The following is a 20,683-nucleotide window of genomic DNA, read 5'->3' on the forward strand; positions in this document are numbered from 1 at the left end:
CCCGCCGGCGTTTTGCGTCCCGGAGGCGAACGGCGGTATCGGCATTCGAACGCCCGTACTTTAGCCCCGGCTTGTCCCGATTTGTCGACGAGCGTGTAACAGGGGTTAGCAAGGCCATGGCCTGAGGGAATCACCGCGTCATGAACCACAACGCGCCCCTCCCCCTCGCCCACCTCGCCGACAACCGCCCCCGCGTGCTGTCGCTGGCCCAGCTCCGCGAGCACGGCGTCTCGGCCTCCGACGCCGCCGAGCGGGCCTGGCAGCAGATCCTGCCCGGGGTGTTCCTGCTCCACTCCGGCCCCGCGACCAGCGAGGAGCGGCTGCACGCGGCGCTGCTCTACGCGGGGCGGCGCGGCGACGAAGCCATGATCACCGGGCTGGCGGCCCTCGCGCTGTACCGGTTCTCCTCCGCCCCCGCCCTGCTCGGCCTCCCGCACATCGACGTCCTCGTGCCGAACACCCGCCGGCTGCGCTCCACCGGGCAGGTCCGCATCGTCCGGGCCCACACCCCGCCCCGCCCGATGGAGGTCACCGGGCTCCCGGTCGCTCCGGTGGCCCGCGCCGTCGCCGACGCCGTAGCCCAGCTCTCCGACGCCGGCACGGTCCGCCGCCTGCTCAGCGAGGCCGTGCGCGGCGGGCACTGCGAACCGGCCGCCGTGGTGCGCGAGCTGACGGTGGCCCGGCTGCTGAACCGGCCGCACGTCGTGGACGCCGTCGAGTCGCTGCTCGCGGAGGGCCGGGCCATCGCCGAGGACCGGCTGTACCAGCTCGTACGGGGCTTCGAGCTCCCCGAGCCGGTCTGGAACGTGGACCTGCGGCTGCCCGGCGGCCCGCACCTGGGCGGGGTCGACGCGTACTGGCCCGAGCACGCGGTCGCCCTGGAGATCGACACCCGCGCCCCGCGCCAGGGCGAGGACGAGGAGTGGTCGGAGTCGGTCCGCAAGCGGGAGACCCTGGAGCGGTGCGGGGTGACCGTCCTGCACATCACCCCGCGCAAGCTCCGCGACTGGCCCGAGCAGCAGGCGGCGGTCGTGCGGACCGCACTCACGGCCTCCGGGGACCGCGAGCCCGCCGCCTACCTGGTCGTACTGCCCAGGTGAGGCCGCCACGGCACAGGGGGCCCGGGCAGCGCCGGATTGGCCGGCGAGTACTCCGGGGCGCTCCACAGAAGCCGCCCCGGGTGCGAGCTCTCCACCACCGCGTCGACGCGGAAGCGGACCCGCCGCTCCCCGTGGGGCCCGAACTCGGGCTCGGCCCGCCCGCTGAGCTGCAGCAGCGCCCCGCTCTCCCAGTCCGGGAACAGCAGCCCGGCCCGCGGGTCGGCCAGCAGGTTCCCCAGCGTCAGGAACATCGTGTTGCCCGTGTAGTCGGGCCAGACCAGCTCGGTCGGGGACAGCACCTCCACGAAGCCCGGCATTCCGCCCCGATGGCTCGCGTCGGCCCCGTCCTCCTCGGCGGTGGTGGCGACGAAGAAGGTGTCGGCGGCGCGGACGGCCCGTTCCTGGTCGGGGGTGAGCGCGCCCCCGCGCCGCACGACACCGGCTCCTTCGGCGGCGAGCCGGACAGGCTGCCGCTTCTGGAGGTACTTGGGGCAGTTGGCGAAGACCTGCTCGGCCGCCACCGCGAACCCGCCCCGGGCCGACGCCACGGTTCCGTTGAGGCGCATCCGGCGCCGGGTGCGCGGATCGAGGGAGATGGTTCCGATCCGGGTGCCCTCGGTGGCCAGCGCCTCGGCGAGCGGATCCCCCTCGGGCACCCCGCCGGCGACCTCGATCCGGTCCGGCCCGGTGGCCCGTACGAAACCGGGGGCGCCGGTCGGCATCGAGGCCCACAGCCGGCCGCCCGCGTCGGCGGCGCCGACGACCAGGTGCGGCTGCTGCTCCAGGAAGGCCGCGGCCACGTCCTTGATGTACGGGGTGACCGAGCGGCCCACGTGGACGGCGTGCTCGCGGACGCCGACCCGGTCCTGCACGGCCAGCGAACCCCAGTGGTACCCGGACATTAGAAGAACCCGCAGGTCGGGGCCCCTGTGGTGGGGGCGTCGGAGCCTTCGGCGCCGACCGGCGCGGAGATCTCCAGGCGGGTTCCGTCCGGGTCGTGGAAGAAGATCCCGCCCGAGGCCGCGCCCTCCCCGTGGGGGACGACCCCGTCGTACTTGAAGTCGACGCCCGAGCTCCGCAGCCGCTCCTCGTACGCCCGGACCTCCTCGATGCCGTCGACGGAGAGCGCGAGGTGGTGCAGTCCGGCCGCGGCGGGCGCGTACCGGCCCTCCGCCTGCTGCCACAGCGTGAGGACCAGCTCGCCGTCCTGGCCGAGGAAGGCGTACCGCCGCTCCTCCTCCTTGCCCTCGCCGAGCAGCTCGAAGCCCAGGGAGCCCTGGTAGAAGGCAAGCGAGCGGGCGAGGTCGGTGACGTTCAGCCCCACGTGGCCGGTGCGCAGCTTGCTGGTGACGGCTGTCATGTCGGGTTCCTTCCCTCGGAAACATCTAACCTTCTACTGAGAGATTAAAGGTTAGACATGGGCCCGTCAACCGCTCACGTACCCTTGAGGGGTTAGCGGCGCGAGGAGGCGTACATGACGACGGCGGACCCACGACCCCTGACCGGCGAACCGGTGGCCCTGGACCTGCTGAACACGCGCTGGATGGCGGAGGGCGAACCCGTCGACCTCTTCGCCGGGGCCTTCGGACTCACCCGCGTCGAGGGGCTCGCGGTCTGGCTGGAGAGCACCGGACTGGCCGGCCGCTTCCGCGCGGACGCCGCGACCCTGGTCCACCTGCTCACCGCCCGGGAGTCCCTGGCCCGCGCCGTCGCCGATCCGGCCGACGGGAGCGCCCGCGCCCTGGTCGACGCCGTCCTGGACCACGGGCGGATCCGCGCCACCCTGACCGCCGAAGGCCCCGGCGAGCGGGCCGAGTTCGACGACCCCTCCTGGGGGCCGGCCTGGACGGCCGCCCGCGACTACCTGGAGCTACTGGGATCCGATCCCGGCCGGATCCGCAAGTGCGCCTCCGAGACGTGCGTCCTGCACTTCCACGACGTCTCGCGCAACGGCACCCGGCGCTGGTGCTCGATGTCGGCCTGCGGAAACCGGGCGAAAGCCTCTCGCCATTACGCGCGCACGCGCGAGCGCTGAACGCCCCGAAGTTGTCACACCCGATCTGAGACCGGCGCACACCCCGGCGGCGCCGACCGGTCAGGAAGTCTACAAATAGATCTTTGACCCCGAAGGTTCGTACCGGAACACCCCGGTACGGACCTTCTGGCGTATCCGGCACCCTGGCGGGAGTCCGCCACCTCAGGTCTCGGTCAGTGACAACTCTCCCCAAAGAGCTGTCACTTGCGCGAGGCTGACCGGTCATCCGGCACCGAAATCCGGACCGTATCTTTCACTTAGCCAGGGATGCTGATGACCCTCGACTCCCCCGCTCGTTCCCCGCAAAGCGGCATACCCGCGACCCGGCGCGCCGTGCGCGTCGCGGCCGCGGCCGGCCTGGTGGCCGCCCTCGTGGCCACCGGCGCCATGCCCGTCTTCGCGGCGACCGGCACCGACACCCCCACGGCCAACCCCGCGGTCAAATCGGCTGACCAGAAGCTCGGTTCGGCCGACGTCGAGCTGCTGCAGGAAGCCAAGTCCAAGGGCGAGAAGACCGTCACCGTCATGGTGGCGACCGCCCCCGGCGAGACGCAGCAGGTGGCCAAGCAGCTCGACGCCGTCCAGGGCGCCTCGGTGGGCCAGACGTACGACAAGCTCGGCTACGTCCGCGCCACCCTGCCGACCGACCAGGCCGAGGGCGCGCTGAAGGCGGCCGCCAAGCTGTCCTCCGTGCACGGCATCGACCTGCGCCACGAGATCCAGCTGCCGGACCCCCGTCCGGACGCGGACCGCGAGACCGGCACGGCCAAGAAGACCGCGGGCGAGACGTACCCGGGGCCGGACAAGAACACCCCGGCGAAGAACCCGTACAACCCGTCCTTCGAGACCGGTGCGCTGGACTTCCTCAAGAAGAACCCGAAGGCCGACGGCCGCGGCGTGACCATCGGTGTCCTGGACTCGGGCGTCGACCTCGGCCACCCCGCGCTCCAGAAGACCACCACCGGCGAGCGCAAGATCGTCGACTGGGTCACCGCGACCGACCCGCTGGCCGACGGCGACGCCACCTGGCGCGCCCAGATCACCCCGGTCACCGGTGGCACCTTCACCGCGGGCGGCGGCAGCTGGAAGGCTCCGGAGGGCTCGTTCCAGTGGAGCCGCTTCACCGAGTCGATCACCGCCAACGGTGACATGAAGGGCGACGTCAACCGGGACGGGGACACCACCGACCGGTTCGGCCTGCTCTACGACCCGGTCGCCGGGACCGTCCGCGTCGACACCGACCAGGACAACGACTTCACGAACAACGAGCCGATGAAGCCGTACAAGGACGGCTACCAGATCGGCTACTTCGGCACGGACAACCCGGCGACCGAGGTCGCCGAGCGCATCCCGTTCGTGATCGAGATCCGCAAGGACGTCCCGATGGACCCGCTGGGCGGTGACTGGATCGGCAAGAAGGCCGACTTCGTCAACGTCGGCATCATCGAGTCCGAGCACGGCACGCACGTCGCGGGCATCACCGCCGCCAACGGCCTGTTCGGCGGCGCGATGAACGGCGAGGCGCCCGGCGCCAAGGTCGTCTCCTCGCGCGCCTGCTCCTGGTCCGGCGGCTGCACCAACATCGCGCTGACCGAGGGCATGATCGACCTCGTCGTCAACCGCGGCGTGGACATCGTCAACATGTCGATCGGCGGCCTGCCGGCGCTGAACGACGGCAACAACGCGCGCTCCGAGCTCTACAAGAACCTCATCGACACCTACGGTGTCCAGCTCGTCATCTCGGCGGGCAACGAGGGCCCCGGTGTCAACACCATCGGCGACCCCGGTCTCGCGGACAAGGTCATCTCCGTGGGCGCGGCGGTCTCCAAGGAGACCTGGGCGGCCAACTACGGCTCCGGCGTGGCCAAGAAGTACAACATGTTCCCCTTCTCCTCCCGCGGTCCGCGCGAGGACGGCGGCTTCACGCCGACGATCACCGCCCCCGGCGCGTCGATCAACACCATCCAGACCTGGCTGCCCGGTGCACCGGTGAAGGAGGCCGGCTACAACCTGCCGGCCGGTTACGGCATGCTCCAGGGCACCTCGATGTCCTCGCCGCAGGCGGCGGGCGCCAGCGCCCTGCTGATCTCGGCCGCCAAGCAGCAGAAGATCGCCCTCACCCCGGCGAGCCTGCGCATCGCGCTCACCAGCAGCGCGAAGAAGATCGACGACGTCCCGGCACACGCCCAGGGCGCCGGTCTGATCAACATCCCCGGCGCGTGGGAGTCCATCAAGAGCGGCGCGAAGGCCAACGAGTTCACCGTCTCGGCGCCGGTCGACACCGCGATCGACCAGTTCCTGAAGACCCCGGGCTTCGGCACCGGCGTCTACGACCGTGAGGGCGGCCTGAAGGTCGGCCAGAAGAAGGTCTACAACGTCGTCGTGACGCGCACCACCGGCGTCAAGTACGGCACCCCGCACAAGCTCAGCTGGCGCAACAACGACGGCACGTTCAAGGTCCTCAGCGACTACGACTACGTCACCCTGCCGCTGAACAAGCCGGTCACCATCAAGGTCGAGGCGAAGGCCAAGTCGGCCGGCGTCCACAGCGGCATCCTGCAGCTCGACGACCCGTTCACCGAGGGCATCGACAAGCAGATCCTCTCCACCGTCGTCGTCTCGACGCCGCTGGCGACGCCGTCGTTCGCCTACTCGGACACCTCGTCCGTGCAGCGCAACAGCCACAAGTCGTACTTCGTGACCGTCCCGGCGGGCGCCAAGACCCTCGAGGTCGCCCTCGGCGGTCTGAAGCCGGGCAGCCAGACCCGCTTCATCTCGATCCACCCGTACGGCGTGGGCGTCGAGGACAGCGCGACGACCCAGTGCTACCCGAACTACGACAACCCGGCGAACCTGTGCCGCCCCGACCTGCGGTCGTACCCGAACCCGCAGCCGGGCGTCTGGGAGATCGAGGTCGAGTCGCGCCGTACGTCGCCGCTGCTCGACAACCCGTTCAAGCTGGACGTCTCCGTGCTCGGCGCGGTCTTCGACCCCGCGGTCAAGGTCCTGCCCGAGGTCAAGCAGGGCACCCCGGCCCCGGTCCAGTGGTCCGTGAAGAACGACGGCGCGGCCATCTCGGGCGGCAAGCTCCAGGGCGGCCCGCTCGGCTCCGCGAAGGTCGCCAAGCCGACCATCGCCGCCGGTGAGACCCAGACCACCGAGGTCACGATCGGCGAGGGCGTCTCCCGCCTCGACATCGCGATCGGCCACGTCTCCGACGCGGCCGCCGACCTCGACCTGGACATCTACAAGGACGGCGTCAAGGTCGGCACCTCCGCCGACGGCGACTCCGAGGAGGCCGTGAGCCTCATCAACCCGGCCGCGGGCACGTACACCATCGAGGTGTTCGGCTACGCGATCCCGTCCGGCTCCACCACCTACGACTACCGCGACGTCTACTACTCGGCCGCCCTGGGCACCGTCCAGGTCGACGAGGCCGCGAAGGTCAACCTCGCCAACGGCGCCTCGGCGTCCGTCTCCGCGAACGTGCTGGTCAACAGCGCGGCCCCGGAGGGCCGTCAGTTCTTCGGCGAGGTCAAGCTGCTCAACGCCCGCGGCACCGCCGCCGGCACCGGCAGCGTGCAGATCGAGAAGGTCCTCCCGTAACCCGGTAGGACACCGAGGGGGCGGTGCTCGACAGAGCACCGCCCCCTCGGGCTTTTCCCCCTCGGGTACGGGCCTACTTGCCCAGCGAGCCCAGGGACTCGGCGTACGGGGCTCCGGCCGTGCCGCCGTACCGCTTGGCCTGCTCGGCGGTCTTGATGCCCTCGGCGCCGGTGAAGGTGCCGCCGGCCGGGATGCCGTTCGCGATGAACGGGCCGTAGTCGGAGCGGCCGTCGAAGTCACTGCCCTCGTGGGGCTTGCCCTTCCGGTCGAGGAGGCCGTTGATCAGCGCCTCGATCTGCGCCGAGCCGGCCGGGCCGGCCCCCTCGCCCGTCTTGTCGGACAGTTGTGCCACGTAGTGCTCGGAGCTCAGCAGGCCGAGCTCCTCCGCCGACCACCAGGCGAAGCGGACCTTGTTGGCGGGCCCCTTGCCCTTCTTGTTCGCGCCCTCGTCCGCGAGCTTGAGGGCCACCTCCAGCAGGCCGGCCGAGCCCGAGCCGTTGTCGTTGATGCCCGGGCCCTCGGGGACCGAGTCCAGGTGGGAGCCGAGGGCCACCACGCGGTCGGCGCGGCCGCCCCCGGCCCTCGCGCGGATGGGCGGACGCCGGCGTGGCGGTGAGCAGGACGGGTGCGGCGACGGCGGCGGCCGCGAGGGCGGCGAGGGCCGGTATGGACCGGCGGCGGCGGTGGATGGCGCGCACGGTGGTTCTCCCCGAGTTCGATGTGCGGAACGCACGTCCGCATTACGGACGCGACAGACCGGACCGTAACCGGCCGCGACCTGGCAAAAGGGGTGCTCGGAGGGGATGCAACACGGCCGCCACGGAGTTGTCACGGGGGTTCACACGGAGAACAGCGTCCGCTCCTCGGACAATGGATTGGACAAGGCTCGTGGGGTCGAACGCATGATGGCTTCACGCGCGCCCGCGTCGTACGTACCAAGAGGAGTCACCGTGAGGGTCGGAATCGTCGGAGCCACCGGACAGGTCGGCGGAGTCATGCGCGGCATCCTCGCCGAGCGCAAGTTCCCGGTGGACGAGCTGCGGCTGTTCGCCTCGGCCCGTTCGGCCGGCTCGACCCTCGAGTGGGAGGGCCGGGAGATCACCATCGAGGACGCCTCCACGGCCGACTACTCCGGCCTGGACATCGTGCTCTTCTCCGCGGGCGGCGCCACCTCCAAGGCCCTCGCCGAGAAGGTCGCCTCGCAGGGCGCCGTGGTCATCGACAACTCCTCCGCCTGGCGCCGCGACCCCGAGGTCCCCCTCGTCGTCTCCGAGGTCAACCCGCACGCGATCGCGAACCGCCCCAAGGGCATCATCGCGAACCCGAACTGCACCACGATGGCCGCGATGCCGGTGCTGCGCCCGCTGCACGACGAGGCCGGCCTGGTCTCGCTGATCGCCACGACCTACCAGGCCGTGTCCGGCTCGGGCCTGGCGGGCGTCGCCGAGCTCAAGGCCCAGGCCTGCGCGGTCGCCGAGGCCGCTGACCAGCTGACCTTCGACGGCGGCGCGGTGGAGTTCCCGGAGCCGAAGGTCTACCAGCGGCCGATCGCCTACAACGTGGTCCCGCTCGCGGGCAACCTGGTCGACGACGGCTCCTTCGAGACCGACGAGGAGCAGAAGCTCCGCAACGAGTCCCGCAAGATCCTGGAGATCCCGGAGCTCAAGGTCTCGGGCACCTGCGTGCGCGTGCCGGTCTTCTCCGGCCACTCCCTCCAGGTCAACCTCCGCTTCACCCGTCCGCTGAGCGTCGAGCGCGCCTACGAGCTGCTGAAGGACGCCCCGGGCGTCGAGCTCTCGGACATCCCGACCCCGCTGCAGGCCGCCGGCCAGGACGCCTCGTACGTGGGCCGCATCCGCGTCGACGAGACCGCCGAGAACGGCCTCGCGCTGTTCCTCTCCAACGACAACCTCCGCAAGGGCGCCGCGCTGAACGCGGTCCAGATCGCGGAGCTCGTCGCGCAGGAGCTGCGCGGCTGATCCCGCGCGCACGCACGACACGAAGGGGCGGCGCCGGCACGGCGCCGCCCCTTCGGCGGTCCGGAAGGGGGCTTCAGCCCCGGCGGACCTCGAAGAGGTAGCAGCCGAACTCGGCCGCGCGGACGTGCACGAGAGCGGTCCGCGGGTCCGCGAAGGCGTCCGCGAGCGCCTGCCCGATCACCGCGTCCGGGTCCTCGCCGAGGGCCAGGACCCGGCCGCCGAGGATGCGGCCCGCCGCGTCGTAGCGGCGGGCCGTGCGCAGGGCCCCGGGGTGGGCGAAGGGGTGCCCGGCCGCCGCGGCGGGTCCGCCGCAGTCGGCCGCGTGCACGAAGACCGGGCCCTGCTCGTCGTAGGCGCCGGGGTCGGCGCCCGTCTCCTCGGCCCAGCGGCGCAGCGGGGCGTAGGAGACGAGGGCGATCCGTTCGCCGGGGGCACTGCGGCGCAGGCAGCAGCGGAGGGGGGCGCCGCCCTCGGTGTCCTCGTACGGCAGACAGGGCCGCCCCGCATCGTCGAGGACGCGCAGGGAGGCGAGGGCGGGCGGGGCGATGGGGAGCGCGGTGTGAGCGGTCATGGAGTCCACGGTGCGCGACCGCACCCGCCGAAGCTGGCGGAAATCGGACATCGCGTTCGCCCGTGGATTACTCCGACGCGGTGACCCGGCCCGCGTGGAAGGATGGCGGGCACCGTCACCATCGAAGGAGATGAACGCGTGCCTGGCACGAATCTGACCCGTGAAGAGGCTCAGCAGCGCGCAAAGCTGCTCAGTGTCGACTCGTACGAGATCGAGCTCGATCTCAGCGGAGCGCAGGAGGGCGGCACGTACCCCTCCGTGACCACCGTGCGCTTCCAGTCCGCCGAGGCAGGCGCCGAGACCTTCATCGACCTGGTCGCGCCGGCCGTGCACGAGGTCGTCCTCAACGGCAAGGCCCTGGACGTGGCCGCGGTCTTCCGGGACTCCCGGATCGCGCTCGCCCACCTCGCCGCCGGGGCCAACGAGCTCCGCGTCGTCGCCGACTGCGCCTACACCAACACCGGTGAGGGCCTGCACCGCTTCGTCGACCCGGTCGACGAGCAGGCCTACCTGTACACCCAGTTCGAGGTTCCGGACGCGCGGCGGGTCTTCGCCAGCTTCGAGCAGCCCGACCTGAAGGCCGCGTTCCAGTTCACCGTGACGGCCCCCGCGGGCTGGACGGTCATCTCGAACTCCCCACGCGACATTCCGCAGGGGGCGGCGGCCTCCGCCGACAACGTCTGGCGCTTCGAGCCCACCCCGCGCATCTCCTCGTACATCACGGCCCTGATCGTCGGCCCGTACCACGCGGTGCACAGCTCCTACGAGGGCAAGGACGGACAGTCCGTCCCGCTCGGCATCTACTGCCGGCCCTCGCTCGCCGAGTTCCTCGACGCCGACGCGATCTTCGACGTGACCCGGCAGGGCTTCGACTGGTTCCAGGAGAAGTTCGCCTACGACTACCCGTTCGCGAAGTACGACCAGCTCTTCGTGCCGGAGTTCAACGCGGGCGCGATGGAGAACGCGGGCGCGGTCACCATCCGCGACCAGTACGTCTTCCGCTCGAAGGTGACGGACGCGGCGTACGAGGTGCGCGCCGAGACGATCCTGCACGAGCTCGCGCACATGTGGTTCGGCGACCTGGTCACCATGGAGTGGTGGAACGACCTGTGGCTGAACGAGTCGTTCGCCACGTACACCTCGATCGCCTGCCAGGCCTACGCCGAGGGCTCGAAGTGGCCGCACGCGTGGACGACCTTCGCCAACTCCATGAAGACCTGGGCGTACCGGCAGGACCAGCTGCCGTCCACGCACCCGATCATGGCCGACATCCGTGACCTGGACGACGTCCTCGTCAACTTCGACGGCATCACGTACGCCAAGGGCGCCTCGGTGCTCAAGCAGCTCGTCGCCTACGTCGGCATGGACGCCTTCTTCAAGGGCGTGCAGGCGTACTTCAAGGCGCACGCGTACGGGAACACCCGCCTGTCCGACCTGCTGGGCGCGCTGGAGGAGACCTCCGGCCGCGACCTGACCACCTGGTCGAAGGCGTGGCTGGAGACGGCCGGCATCAACATCCTGCGCCCGGAGATCGAGACGGACGCGAACGGTGTCATCACCGCCTTCGCCGTCCGCCAGGAGGCCCCGGCGCTGCCGGCCGGCGCCAAGGGCGAGCCGGTGCTGCGTCCGCACCGCATCGCGGTCGGCCTGTACGACCTGGCCGACGGCAAGCTGGTGCGCACCGACCGGATCGAGCTGGACATCGACGGCGGCCTGACGGCCGTACCGGAGCTCGTGGGCCGCACCCGCCCGGCCGTCGTGCTGCTCAACGACGACGATCTGTCGTACGCCAAGGTCCGCCTGGACGAGGTGTCGCTGGAGAACGTCACCGCGCACCTGGGCGACTTCACCGAGTCGCTGCCGCGCGCGCTGTGCTGGGCCTCGGCCTGGGACATGACCCGCGACGGCGAGCTGGCCACCCGCGACTACCTCGCCCTCGTCCTGTCGGGCATCGGCAAGGAGTCGGACATCGGCGTCGTCCAGTCGCTGCACCGCCAGGTGAAGCTGGCGGTCGACCTGTACGCCGACCCGGCGTGGCGGGAGCAGGGGCTGGCCGTCTGGACGGAGGCCACGCTGGAGCACCTGCGCGCGGCCGCTCCGGGCAGCGACCACCAGCTGGCCTGGGCCCGCGCCTTCGCGGCGACGGCCCGCACCGAGGAGCAGCTGACCTACCTGTCGGCGCTGCTGGACGGCTCGGCGGAGGTCAAGGGCCTGGCCGTCGACACCGAGCTGCGGTGGGCGTTCCTCGAGCGCCTGGTCGCCACGGGCACCGCCGACGAGCCGGCCGTCGCGGCCGAGCTGGAGCGGGACAAGACGGCGGCGGGCGAGCGCCACGCGGCGACCGCCCGGGCGGCGCGTCCGACGGCGGAGGCCAAGGCCGAGGCGTGGGCCTCGGTCGTCGAGGGCGACTCGCTCCCGAACGCGGTGCAGGAGGCGGTGATCGGCGGCTTCGTCCAGACCGACCAGCGCGAGCTCCTCGCCCCGTACACGGAGAAGTACTTCTCGGCGGTCAAGGAGGTCTGGGAGACCCGCAGCCACGAGATCGCCCAGCAGATCGCGGTGGGGCTCTACCCGTCCCTCCAGGTCTCCCCGGAGACCCTCGCGGCGACGGACGCCTGGCTGGCCTCGGCCGAGCCGAACGCGGCCCTGCGCCGCCTGGTCTCGGAGTCCCGCGCGGGCGTCGAGCGCGCGCTGACCGCCCAGGCGGCCGACGCGGCTGCCGCTGCCGCTCGGGTCTGAGGGCCCCCGGGCTCTGCCCGCACCCGTGGGAGCGCGGTCGTCCCGCGGGTGCGGCGCCGCTGCCGGGAGCCGGCCCCCGGACCCCCGCGCCTCACACGCCGGCGAGGCTGATCGTGCCCCGCGGTGCTGGATTGCCCGGAGGGCATCTTCAGCCCGTCCGACGTGTGAGGACCGGGTCCGGGCGGGGCCCGGGGAACGGTGGAAGGGCGGGTAGGGGACGGCCCCGCGCAGCGGCCCCGCCGCCGCCCGCCCCCGCGGCTACGGCTACGGCTACGGCTACGGCCGGCCGTCGGCGATGGCGCGCAGGGCCGACAGGACGTGGGCCAGTGCCGGGGCGGCTTCCGAGCCGCTCCGCAGGGCCGCGATGACGTGTCGGGTGGGCCGGTCGCGGGACAGGACGCGGACGGCTACGCCCGAGGCGCGGCTCGCCACCATCCGGGGGACCAGGGCCACGCCCATGCCCGCCTCCACCATGGCCAGGATCGCGGTCCACCCGGACGCCGAGTGCGCCTGTTCGGGTACGAACCCGGCCGCCTCGCAGGCGGTGCGGGTGATCTCCGACCAGGGCCCGGAGCCGCCGTAGATCCACGGGTCTCCCGACAGGTCCACGAGCCGCAGCTCCGCCGCGCCCGCCAGCGGGTGGTCCGGGGGCAGGGCCACGTCGAGGGGGTCCTCCAGCAGGGTCGTCCGGGTGAAGCGGGCGTCCCGGGCCGTCGGTGCGTGGGCCGCGAGGGACAGCGCCAGGTCGACGACCCCGGCGGACAGCAGCTCGTAGGACTCGGCCGCCTCGGTCTCCCGTACGCGGACCTCCACCGCGGGGTGCGAGAGCCGCAGGGCGGCCACCGCGGGGACCACCAGCACCGGCACGGCGGTGGAGAAGGCCCCGATCCGCACCTCCCCCGTATAAGGGCCCGCCCCACATCCCGAGCATCCCGTCACCGACTCACCACGGAAGGACGCCATCACCCGTGCCTCACATACCCCCCGTAGAGCCGTACCCCATGCCGGCGGAAGGGGACCTCCCCGACAACACGGTGGGCTGGGTGCCCGACCCGGCCCGGGTCGTGCTGCTGCTGCACGACATGCAGGAGTTCTTCCTCAGGCCGTTCCCCCGCACCGGCGAACCCGGCGGCTCCCTCGTGTCCAACGCCACCCTCCTGCGGGACCGCTGCGCCGAGCTGGGCGTCCCCGTGGCCTACACCGCCCAGCCCGGCGGCATGACCGTGGAGCAGCGCGGTCTGCTCCGCGACTTCTGGGGGCCGGGGATGACCCCGACACCGGAGGACCGCAGGATCGTCCCCGGGCTCGAATCGCGCCCGCAGGACTGGGTGTTCACCAAGTGGCGGTACAGCGCCTTCCACCAGTCCGACCTCCTGGAGCGGATGCGCCTCCACCAGCGCGACCAGCTGATCGTCTGCGGCGTCTACGCGCACATCGGGGTCCTGATGACCGCCGTGGACGCGTACACCAACGACATCCAGCCCTTCCTGGTCGCCGACGCCGTGGCCGACTTCTCCGCCGACGACCACCGGCTCGCCTTGAACTACGTCGCACGGCGCGCCGGCCGGGTGCTCACGACCAAGACCGCCCTCGGCGAACTCGGCGGACCCGCCGGACCCGCCGGACCCGGGGAACCCGGCGAATCCGGAGCAGCCCGGTGAACACGCCCTCCACAGCACCTGACCCGACGAGGAACAACATGGCATCAGCACGTGAGACACCTGACCTCCTGGCACGGATCCTCGACGGCCGCGCGGACGACTTCGCGCTGCTGCACCGGCCGGAGCAGGCCGGGGCCGACACCCTGGAGATCCTCCTCGGCGAGGTGACCGAGGTCGCCGCCCTCAAGGACCTGCCGCTCGCCGAGGACCCGGCGCCCGGTGCGGGACACGACCTGCTGGTCATGGTCCCGTACGGGCAGATCACCGAGCGGGGCTTCCGGGCCCGCGCCGACGGCGAGTCGCTGCTCTCCATGGCCGTACGCGAGCAGGCCGCGGTGCCGCTCGGCGCGACCCTGTCCCGGCTCCCGGACGGGCCGGTCAAGTGCGTCGACGGACGGTTCGACGTCCCGGACGAGGAGTACGCGGACATCGTGCGCCGTGTGATCAAGGACGAGATCGGTACCGGGGAGGGGGCCAACTTCGTCATCAAGCGCTCCTACGTCGCGCAGCTGCCCGACTTCTCCCGGCAGGTGGCCCTGGCCGTCTTCCGGCGGCTGCTGGAGCGCGAGTCCGGTGCGTACTGGACGTTCCTCGTGCACACGGGCGGACGCACGTTCGTCGGCGCCACACCGGAGCGGCACATCAGCGTGCACGGCGGCGTGGCCGTCATGAACCCCATCAGCGGCACCTACCGCTATCCCGCGGCCGGCCCCTCCCTGGACGGCGTCCTGGAGTTCCTCGAGGACCAGAAGGAGACCGATGAGCTCTACATGGTCGTCGACGAGGAGCTGAAGATGATGGGCCGTGTCTGCCCGTCGGGCGCGCGGCTGTCCGGCCCGTACCTCAAGGAGATGGCACGCCTGGCGCACACGGAGTACTTCATCGAGGGCACGACCGATCGCGACGTCCGCGACATCCTCCGCGAGACGCTGTTCGCCCCGACCGTCACCGGCTCCCCGCTGGAGAGCGCGGCCAAGGTGATCCACCGTTACGAGCCCGTCGGCCGCGGCTACTACAGCGGGATCGCCGCTCTCATCGGCCACGATGCCGCGGGTGGCCGCACCCTCGATTCCTCGATCCTCATCCGCACCGCCGACATCGACGCCTCGGGGCGGATGAGCATCGGGACGGGCGCGACCCTGGTGCGCCTCTCGGACCCCGTGTCCGAGGTGCGCGAGACCTGGGCCAAGGCCGCGGGGCTGCTCGCGGCACTGGGCGAACCCGAGCCCACCCGCTTCGGCGCCCACCCCGCGGTCCGCAGGGCGCTCGACGGGCGCAACGAGCGGATCGCCGACTTCTGGCTGCGCGACCCGGGCAGCCAGACCGGGCAGGAACAGCCCCTGGCGGGGCAGAGGGTCCTGGTGGTGGACGCGGAGGACACCTTCACCGAGATGATCGCCCACCAGGTGCGCTCCCTCGGGTGCGAGGTGACGGTACGGCGCTTCGACGAGCCGTACGAAGTGGCCGGGCACGACCTGGTGATCCTGGGCCCCGGACCGGGCGATCCGCGCGAGGTGGACCACCCCAAGATCGCCCATCTGCGGGCTGCCGTCACCGGGCTGCTCGCGGAGCGCCGGCCCTTCCTGGCCGTGTGCCTGAGCCATCAGGTGCTCAGCACCGTCCTGGGCCTGCCGCTGCACCGCAGGCCGGTGCCCAACCAGGGCGTCCAGCACGAGATCGACTGGTTCGGCGGGCGCGCGCGGGTGGGCTTCTACAACACCTTCGCCGCCCACACCGAGGAGGACGGGTTCGACCATCACGCGTACGGGCGGGTACGGGTCAGCCGCGATCCCGAGACCGGTGAGGTCCACGGCCTGCTGGCCGACGGCTTCGCCTCCATGCAGTTCCACGCCGAGTCCGTGCTGACCCAGAACGGCCCCGGTGTCATCGCCGCGCTCCTCGAGGGCCTGGCCGCCGCACACCGCACGGACGCTTTGGAGCCCACCCATGTCAGTTGAAGACCAGACCCTCGCCACCGCGACTCCCGACGAAGCGCCGGCCGCGGTGGTGGCCGAGGTCACGCACCTGCTCGCCGACGTGCTCAGGGTGAAGCCCGAACTGATCGATCCCGGGCAGACGTTCGTTTCGCTGGGCGTCGGATCCGTGGCGACCGTGCAGTTCGTCTCGGTGGTCAACACGCGTTACGGAACCGCCCTCAAGGCCACCTCGCTGTTCGGTCAACCGACTCCGCTGGCCTTCGCGGGTCCCGTGGCACGCGAAGCGGGGATCAGGGAGCAGGGGGTGGCGTCCGCCGAGCCGGCCCCCGCCGACCAGGCCGCGGCCGACGGCCAACGGCTCGGCGACGGCCACCGGCCCGCCGACGGCCGACCGCTCGCCGACGACCAGGCGGCCGCCGAAGAACTGGGGGCCGCCGAAGAACTGGGGGCGCTCCTCGACGCGGTGCGCGCGGACCGGCTTTCCGTGGACGAGGCGCTCACGCGGCTGCCTCACCAGGCGTGAACGGGCGGCAACGATGGACGAACGAGAGATAATCACCCGGTTCAAGGCCGGACTCCTGGAGCGCGAGCAGGCCGTGTGGCTCCTCGCCGAGCGGCGAAGGACACCCGGTCGCGGCCCGGTCGCGGTCGCGGTGTCCGGCGGGGCAGACACGGCGCCGGAGCGGACCGAGCCCATCAAGCTCTGGTTCTGCTCCAACGACGAGCTCGATCCCGGGCTCGCCGTCACCCTGGCCGGGCACTGGCTGGACGCACAGGAGCAGGAGATCGCAGACCGGTTCCTGTTCGAACGGGACCGGCGCCAGTATCTGGTGGCCCATGCGCTCGTACGGCGGGTACTCGCGCTGGAAAGCGGCCTGCCCGAGGCGGAAGCCGTGATCTGGCGCTCTGAGCGCGGGCGGCCGTTCCTGCGGCCACCCACCGCAGGACTACCGCGCGGCGGTGCGGAGTTGGACTTCAACCTGTCCCATGCCGGGGGCCACAACCTGCTCGGCGTGGTGCGCAGTCACCGGATCGGGGTGGACGTGGAGCGGGTCGACCGCGGTGAGCAGGGGCTCGACGCGATCATCGAGACCTTCGCACGGGACGAGCGGGATTGGGTGGCACAGGCCGCGCCCGGCCGCACCCGGGACTGCCGGACCCTGCGGCTGTGGACTCTGAAGGAGGCGTACTCCAAGGCGCGCGGGCTGGGCCTCGGACTCCCCTTCGACAGCTTCTCCTTCACCCTGGACGAGGAGCGCGGGGTCCTGGGATTCAGGCCGCCCGAGTCCGAAGGGGCGCTGCCCTGGCGGTTCCTGGAGCTGGAGCCGGAGCCCGGAGTGCTCGCGGCCGTGGCACTCCTCGCCGGCACGGGCGTGTCGTCCGTTCTCCAGCTGCACCGCGGTTTTCCCTGGAGCCGGGAGGCACCGGAGCTGCTGGCGCTACCGGTTCCGGTCGCCGGCCTCTGACTCCGCGCCGGCGGTGTCGGGCGGCGCGGTGTCGGGTGTCACGGTGGACGGCGTCACGGTGGACGGCGTCGCCGGGTGGGACTCGTCGCCGCGCCGCAGGGAGAGATCGATACGGGGCAGGGTCCCGGGCGTGGCGATCCCCGGGAGCAGCAGCCGCCACATCTCCACCGTGCGCTCCGGCAGGTCCTTGCGCCCGTTCACCAGCTGCGCGTACAACTGCACGCCGGTACACGCGCTGACGACGAACTCGGCCACCCACATCGGGTCGATTCCGGGCAGCAGCTCCCCGCGGTCCCGCGCGTCACAGAGACACTGCGCCATGATGTCCCGCCACTGCAGATAGGGCGTGATGTCGTGGACGCCGAAGCTGCCCTGTTCCACGGAGAGACGCACGCCGGCGCGCAGCAGCGGGTCCTGCAGGAGCTGGTGCGACCACACCCGTGTGATGTCCACGATGCGCTGCAGCCCCTGAGTGTCGAGACTCGGCTCGATGCTCTGGGGCTGCGACTGCATGACCGCCTTGGCAATGCCTTCCTTCGACTCGAAGTGGAAGTACAGCGCTCCCACGGTCAGCCCGGCGCGCTTCGCGATCTTGTTGAGCCCCGTGCCGGCGTACCCGGACGCGTCGAACTCCTCTGCCGCCGCTCGTAGGAGCAGCTCGCGTGTGCGCAGCGCGCGATCCTGCATCGGACGTTCCATGCCTGAGCTCCGTTCGGCAAGCCAGTAAAGACTAGACAAAAAAAAGAATCATCCTTATTTTATCTCTCACGGGCTTCGCCGTCCAGGCGTGTGCGCCCGCCGCGTGTTCTGTGCCCGCCCTCGTTCGATGTGACCACTTCGGCGTGGGGACGCGGCACGTTCATGTGCGCTTCGTGCCCGTAGGTCTTCACCGGGGGAGAAATCGCATGCCATGCACCGCCACAGCCGCCCTCGCTCCGCCCCTCATGTTCGTTGCGGGGGAGCTCGTCCACAAGGCCCGCCCCGGCTCAGTGCTCCTGACCGGTCTGCGGTCCGACGGGAGCGACGGGTTCGTCGTCTCCGCCCACTGGCCCGCGGTGCACGGCTACTACGCCACCGGGCAGACCGCGCTCGACCCGCTCCTGCTCACCGAGACGGTGCGCCAGTGCTTACCCCTGCTGTGCCACAGCGCGTATGACGTCCCCCTGGGGCACCACCTGCTCTGGGACACCCTCAGATACGAACTGACTCCCGCGGCCCTGGTCCCGAAGGACCGCAGCGGAGGGCTCGAACTCCGCGTCACCTGCCTGGAGTCGACCCGTCGCGGCGGGCGGGCGTCCGCGCTGACCCTGCTCATATCCGTGGTGCAGGGCGGGCAGTTGCTCGCCGAGTGCACCACCCGCCTGACCGTGCAGGCGCCGGCCGTCTACCAGCGGCTGCGGGCGGGGCGCGGCGCCCCCGATGCCGTCACCGCCCTGCCGGCCGCACCCACCGCCCCCATCGAGCCGTCCGCCCTGGGGCGCGCCCGGCTCCGCGACGTCGTCCTCAGCCCTGTGGTGGGGCTCGGTCGGTGGAGGTTGCGGGTGGACACCAAGGATCCCCTCTTCTTCGACCACCCGCTCGATCACGTGCCGGGCCTGCTCCTCCTGGAGGCGTCCCGCCAGGCCGCGTTGACGCTTCCCTCCGAGCGCCCGCTGTCCGTGACGGCCTTGGAGTCCTCCTTCTTCCGCTACGTCGAACTCGACGCTCCGTGCTGGATCGAGGCGCGGCCGACCGACTCGGACGGCCACCGGCGTGCGGTGGTCACGATGTGGCAGAACGGTGGCGTGTGCTTCTCCGCGACGGTGCTGCTCGCCCGGAAGCCGGGCCCCGGTCCCGCCGACCCGGTGGGTACCGGTGGCGAGGTCATCCCGTTCCCGCGGTGAGGGGTCGTGCGGGTCGCATCCCGCCGGCCTGATACGAAAACGGCGGCCCGCCCCGGAGATGGGGCGGGCCGCCGAGCCGTGAGCCGAGCCGTGAGCCGAGCCGTGAGCCGAGCCGTGAGGGCAGGTCAGGCGGCGGTCCAGCCACCGTCGACCGGCATCGCGACGCCCGTGACGAAAGAGGCCTGATCGCTGCACAGCCAGGCGGCGGCACGCGCGATCTCATCCGGTGCGGCCATCCGCTTCTGGACCGAGCGCCCGACGAAATCCTCCTCCAGCGAGGGGTTCTCCTTGAGCACCTGGTCCATCATCTCGGTGCGGGTGCTGCCCACCACCAGGGCGTTCACCCGGATCCCGCGCAGGCCGTACTCGGCCGCGGCCGCCCGCGTCAGCCCGAGGACCGCGTGCTTGGCCGCCACATAGGCGGAGGACGCTCCGGTAGCCAACACCCCTGCCACGCTGGAGGTGTTCACGATCGCCGCCGGGCGGCCGGAGCCGAGCATGGCGGGGATCTGGTGGCGCATGCAGTTCCACACGCCCCGGACGTTCACGGCCATGATCTGCTCGAAGACCGCGGTGTCCGTCTCGTGCAACAAGCTGCCGGACGTCGCGTAACCGGCGTTGTTGAAGGCCCCGTCCAGCCGGCCGAACCGGGACACCGTTTCGGCGACGGCCCGTTCGACCTCGTCCTCCCGGGTCACATCCGCCGCCGCCACCACCGCGCGCCCCCCGGCCGCGGCTATCTCGGCGGCCAGCTCGCGCAGCCGCTCCTCGCGCCGTGCCATGAGCACCACGGTCGCCCCCTCGGCGGCGAACACGCGCCCGGCCGCCGCCCCGATTCCGCTGGACGCCCCCGTGATCATCACGATCCGGTCCCGCAGCAAGCCTGTGTCTCTCGTCATGTCGAGCTTCCCTCCCCCTGGATTGCCGCTTCTGACCCTCGGGGGCCGATCGTCACGCGGCCCCCTCGACAGGGAAAAGAATAATGGTTCTTATGTGATTTCGCCAGCGGGTGGCCGATGCCGGGGGAGCCGGGGCGGGATCCGACCCTAACCCGCCCCGGGCGGGCGGATGGCCGAGATGCCGTACAGGAGCAGGTCGCAGAGGTGGGCGAACAGGGCCCTGGCGGCCTCGGATCCCTCGGACCGCGCGTCGTTGCCGCGGGCGCACACCTCCGTCCCGGTGATCAGGCGCAGGGCCATGTCCGTCACCGCCTCCGGCGTGACGCCCTCCCTCAACTGCCCTCTTTCTCCCGCGCTCCGGAACATCTCGCGCGCCTGCTGGAACCAGGACTCCGACCAGTCTCCGGCTTCCGGGACCTCTCCGGAGAGCCGTACGGCCGCGCGCGCCAAGACGTCGCGGTGCAACAGTTCGAGCAGGGCGAGGAGGAGCGAACGGGCCCTGTGCAGCGGGGCCGCCGGGCGTTGGGCCACCTCGCCCACCCGCTCCTGGATCCGGGCGAACCCGACCTCCATCAGCTCGGCGAGGAGCCGGTCCTTCGTGGGGAAGTGAAAGGTCAGCGCGCCCGTCGTGACGCCGACCTCGTTTGCGATGCGATGCATGGCCATGCCGCCGTAGCCGTACTTGTCGATCTCCCGTGCGGCGGCATCCAGGAGAGCGCCGCGCGTCAGCAGGGACCTCTCCTGCTGTTTCGCCGGCCTCCTTCCTTCTCCGTGTGGCGCCAATGCGACCTCCTGCTCTCTGTTCGC

16 protein-coding genes and 2 pseudogenes are annotated in these 20,683 nt (G+C 71.6%); 10 read left to right on the top strand and 8 right to left on the bottom strand.

Going from position 1 to position 20,683, the window contains the following annotated elements; all coding sequences use genetic code 11:
- Window positions 1-140 precede the first annotated feature (140 nt).
- Entirely contained in the window at window positions 141-1,100 is a 960-nt protein-coding gene (locus DRB89_RS13085; protein ID WP_112448600.1) for a hypothetical protein, read from the top strand.
- On the opposite strand, the gene DRB89_RS13090 is transcribed toward DRB89_RS13085, so the two are convergent.
- Together DRB89_RS13090 and DRB89_RS13095 are read right to left on the bottom strand one after the other, a co-directional pair.
- Window positions 1,076-2,002 (bottom strand): pyridoxamine 5'-phosphate oxidase family protein, encoded by a 927-nt coding sequence (locus tag DRB89_RS13090; protein WP_112448601.1) that lies wholly within the window; start codon window positions 2,000-2,002, stop codon window positions 1,076-1,078. The two genes, DRB89_RS13085 and DRB89_RS13090, sit on opposite strands and share 25 nt — an antisense overlap.
- Entirely contained in the window at window positions 2,002-2,460 is a 459-nt protein-coding gene (locus DRB89_RS13095) for a VOC family protein (protein WP_112448602.1), read from the bottom strand. Before DRB89_RS13095 ends, DRB89_RS13090 begins: the two co-directional genes overlap by 1 nt.
- A 114-nt stretch (window positions 2,461-2,574) precedes the next feature.
- On the opposite strand from DRB89_RS13095, the gene DRB89_RS13100 reads away from it, so the two are divergent.
- Window positions 2,575-3,135, top strand: coding sequence for a CGNR zinc finger domain-containing protein (locus DRB89_RS13100; RefSeq protein WP_112448603.1), 561 nt, complete (start codon window positions 2,575-2,577; stop codon window positions 3,133-3,135).
- Between the two features lie 273 nt (window positions 3,136-3,408).
- The gene (locus DRB89_RS13105) at window positions 3,409-6,741 is read left to right on the top strand and encodes a S8 family serine peptidase (protein WP_112453385.1); all 3,333 of its coding nucleotides are present in this window, start codon (window positions 3,409-3,411) and stop codon (window positions 6,739-6,741) included.
- Window positions 6,742-6,853: 112 nt separating this feature from the next.
- Here DRB89_RS13105 and DRB89_RS13110 read toward each other — a convergent pair.
- Window positions 6,854-7,315: pseudogene (locus tag DRB89_RS13110) on the bottom strand (M28 family peptidase); the annotation flags it as partial.
- Between the two features lie 376 nt (window positions 7,316-7,691).
- Here DRB89_RS13110 and DRB89_RS13115 point away from each other — a divergent pair.
- Window positions 7,692-8,720, top strand: coding sequence for an aspartate-semialdehyde dehydrogenase (locus DRB89_RS13115; RefSeq protein WP_112448604.1), 1,029 nt, complete (start codon window positions 7,692-7,694; stop codon window positions 8,718-8,720).
- A 73-nt stretch (window positions 8,721-8,793) separates the two neighbouring features.
- On the opposite strand, the gene DRB89_RS13120 is transcribed toward DRB89_RS13115, so the two are convergent.
- Window positions 8,794-9,291: a DUF1203 domain-containing protein gene (locus DRB89_RS13120; RefSeq protein ID WP_112453386.1), complete on the bottom strand. Its 498-nt coding sequence runs from the start codon at window positions 9,289-9,291 to the stop codon at window positions 8,794-8,796.
- Window positions 9,292-9,429: 138 nt separating this feature from the next.
- Here DRB89_RS13120 and pepN point away from each other — a divergent pair, with 138 nt between their 5' ends.
- Window positions 9,430-12,030: an aminopeptidase N gene (gene pepN / locus DRB89_RS13125; protein ID WP_112453387.1), complete on the top strand. Its 2,601-nt coding sequence runs from the start codon at window positions 9,430-9,432 to the stop codon at window positions 12,028-12,030.
- Between the two features lie 276 nt (window positions 12,031-12,306).
- Here the strand turns inward: pepN and DRB89_RS13130 are convergent.
- A pseudogene (locus DRB89_RS13130) lies at window positions 12,307-12,930 on the bottom strand (LysR substrate-binding domain-containing protein); the annotation flags it as partial.
- Window positions 12,931-12,998: 68 nt separating this feature from the next.
- On the opposite strand from DRB89_RS13130, the gene DRB89_RS13135 reads away from it, so the two are divergent.
- The 4 genes from DRB89_RS13135 to DRB89_RS13150 are packed head-to-tail and all read left to right on the top strand — an operon-like array spanning window position 12,999 to window position 17,094.
- Window positions 12,999-13,691, top strand: coding sequence for an isochorismatase family protein (locus DRB89_RS13135; protein WP_112448518.1), 693 nt, complete (start codon window positions 12,999-13,001; stop codon window positions 13,689-13,691).
- A gap of 38 nt (window positions 13,692-13,729) precedes the next feature.
- Window positions 13,730-15,649 (top strand): anthranilate synthase family protein, encoded by a 1,920-nt coding sequence (locus tag DRB89_RS13140; RefSeq protein WP_112463279.1) that lies wholly within the window; start codon window positions 13,730-13,732, stop codon window positions 15,647-15,649.
- Entirely contained in the window at window positions 15,639-16,151 is a 513-nt protein-coding gene (locus tag DRB89_RS13145; RefSeq protein WP_112463280.1) for an acyl carrier protein, read from the top strand. The genes DRB89_RS13140 and DRB89_RS13145 overlap by 11 nt, the downstream gene beginning before the upstream one ends.
- A gap of 13 nt (window positions 16,152-16,164) precedes the next feature.
- On the top strand, window positions 16,165-17,094 hold the full coding sequence (locus DRB89_RS13150; protein WP_112448521.1) for a 4'-phosphopantetheinyl transferase superfamily protein: 930 nt from the start codon (window positions 16,165-16,167) through the stop codon (window positions 17,092-17,094).
- Here the strand turns inward: DRB89_RS13150 and DRB89_RS13155 are convergent.
- Window positions 17,068-17,793 carry a ScbR family autoregulator-binding transcription factor gene (locus DRB89_RS13155; protein ID WP_112448522.1) on the bottom strand — a complete coding sequence of 242 codons (726 nt, stop codon included), beginning with the start codon at window positions 17,791-17,793 and terminating at the stop codon, window positions 17,068-17,070. The genes DRB89_RS13150 and DRB89_RS13155 overlap by 27 nt on opposite strands.
- Window positions 17,794-17,999: 206 nt before the next feature.
- On the opposite strand from DRB89_RS13155, the gene DRB89_RS13160 reads away from it, so the two are divergent.
- Window positions 18,000-18,977: a ScbA/BarX family gamma-butyrolactone biosynthesis protein gene (locus tag DRB89_RS13160; protein ID WP_112448523.1), complete on the top strand. Its 978-nt coding sequence runs from the start codon at window positions 18,000-18,002 to the stop codon at window positions 18,975-18,977.
- A gap of 125 nt (window positions 18,978-19,102) precedes the next feature.
- Here the strand turns inward: DRB89_RS13160 and DRB89_RS13165 are convergent, their stop codons facing one another.
- Both DRB89_RS13165 and DRB89_RS13170 read right to left on the bottom strand, forming a co-directional pair.
- Entirely contained in the window at window positions 19,103-19,876 is a 774-nt protein-coding gene (locus DRB89_RS13165) for a glucose 1-dehydrogenase (RefSeq protein WP_112448524.1), read from the bottom strand.
- 147 nt (window positions 19,877-20,023) lie between these two features.
- Entirely contained in the window at window positions 20,024-20,659 is a 636-nt protein-coding gene (locus DRB89_RS13170) for a TetR/AcrR family transcriptional regulator (RefSeq protein ID WP_112448525.1), read from the bottom strand.
- Window positions 20,660-20,683 lie beyond the last annotated feature (24 nt).

It is taken from the genome of Streptomyces sp. ICC4 (assembly GCF_003287915.1).
GTDB classification, from domain to species: Bacteria; Actinomycetota; Actinomycetes; order Streptomycetales; family Streptomycetaceae; genus Streptomyces; species Streptomyces tritrimontium.

What these genes read in the sequence shown, in the direction of transcription:
- DRB89_RS13085 (WP_112448600.1), top strand. Translation starts at nt 141, where the DNA reads ATGAACCACAACGCGCCCCTCCCCCTCGCCCACCTCGCCGACAACCGC.
- DRB89_RS13090 (WP_112448601.1), bottom strand. Translation starts at nt 2,002, where the DNA reads ATGTCCGGGTACCACTGGGGTTCGCTGGCCGTGCAGGACCGGGTCGGC.
- DRB89_RS13095 (WP_112448602.1), bottom strand. Translation starts at nt 2,460, where the DNA reads ATGACAGCCGTCACCAGCAAGCTGCGCACCGGCCACGTGGGGCTGAAC.
- DRB89_RS13100 (WP_112448603.1), top strand. Translation starts at nt 2,575, where the DNA reads ATGACGACGGCGGACCCACGACCCCTGACCGGCGAACCGGTGGCCCTG.
- DRB89_RS13105 (WP_112453385.1), top strand. Translation starts at nt 3,409, where the DNA reads ATGACCCTCGACTCCCCCGCTCGTTCCCCGCAAAGCGGCATACCCGCG.
- DRB89_RS13120 (WP_112453386.1), bottom strand. Translation starts at nt 9,291, where the DNA reads ATGACCGCTCACACCGCGCTCCCCATCGCCCCGCCCGCCCTCGCCTCC.
- DRB89_RS13140 (WP_112463279.1), top strand. Translation starts at nt 13,730, where the DNA reads ATGGCATCAGCACGTGAGACACCTGACCTCCTGGCACGGATCCTCGAC.
- DRB89_RS13145 (WP_112463280.1), top strand. Translation starts at nt 15,639, where the DNA reads ATGTCAGTTGAAGACCAGACCCTCGCCACCGCGACTCCCGACGAAGCG.
- DRB89_RS13150 (WP_112448521.1), top strand. Translation starts at nt 16,165, where the DNA reads ATGGACGAACGAGAGATAATCACCCGGTTCAAGGCCGGACTCCTGGAG.
- DRB89_RS13155 (WP_112448522.1), bottom strand. Translation starts at nt 17,793, where the DNA reads ATGGAACGTCCGATGCAGGATCGCGCGCTGCGCACACGCGAGCTGCTC.
- DRB89_RS13160 (WP_112448523.1), top strand. Translation starts at nt 18,000, where the DNA reads ATGCCATGCACCGCCACAGCCGCCCTCGCTCCGCCCCTCATGTTCGTT.
- DRB89_RS13165 (WP_112448524.1), bottom strand. Translation starts at nt 19,876, where the DNA reads ATGACGAGAGACACAGGCTTGCTGCGGGACCGGATCGTGATGATCACG.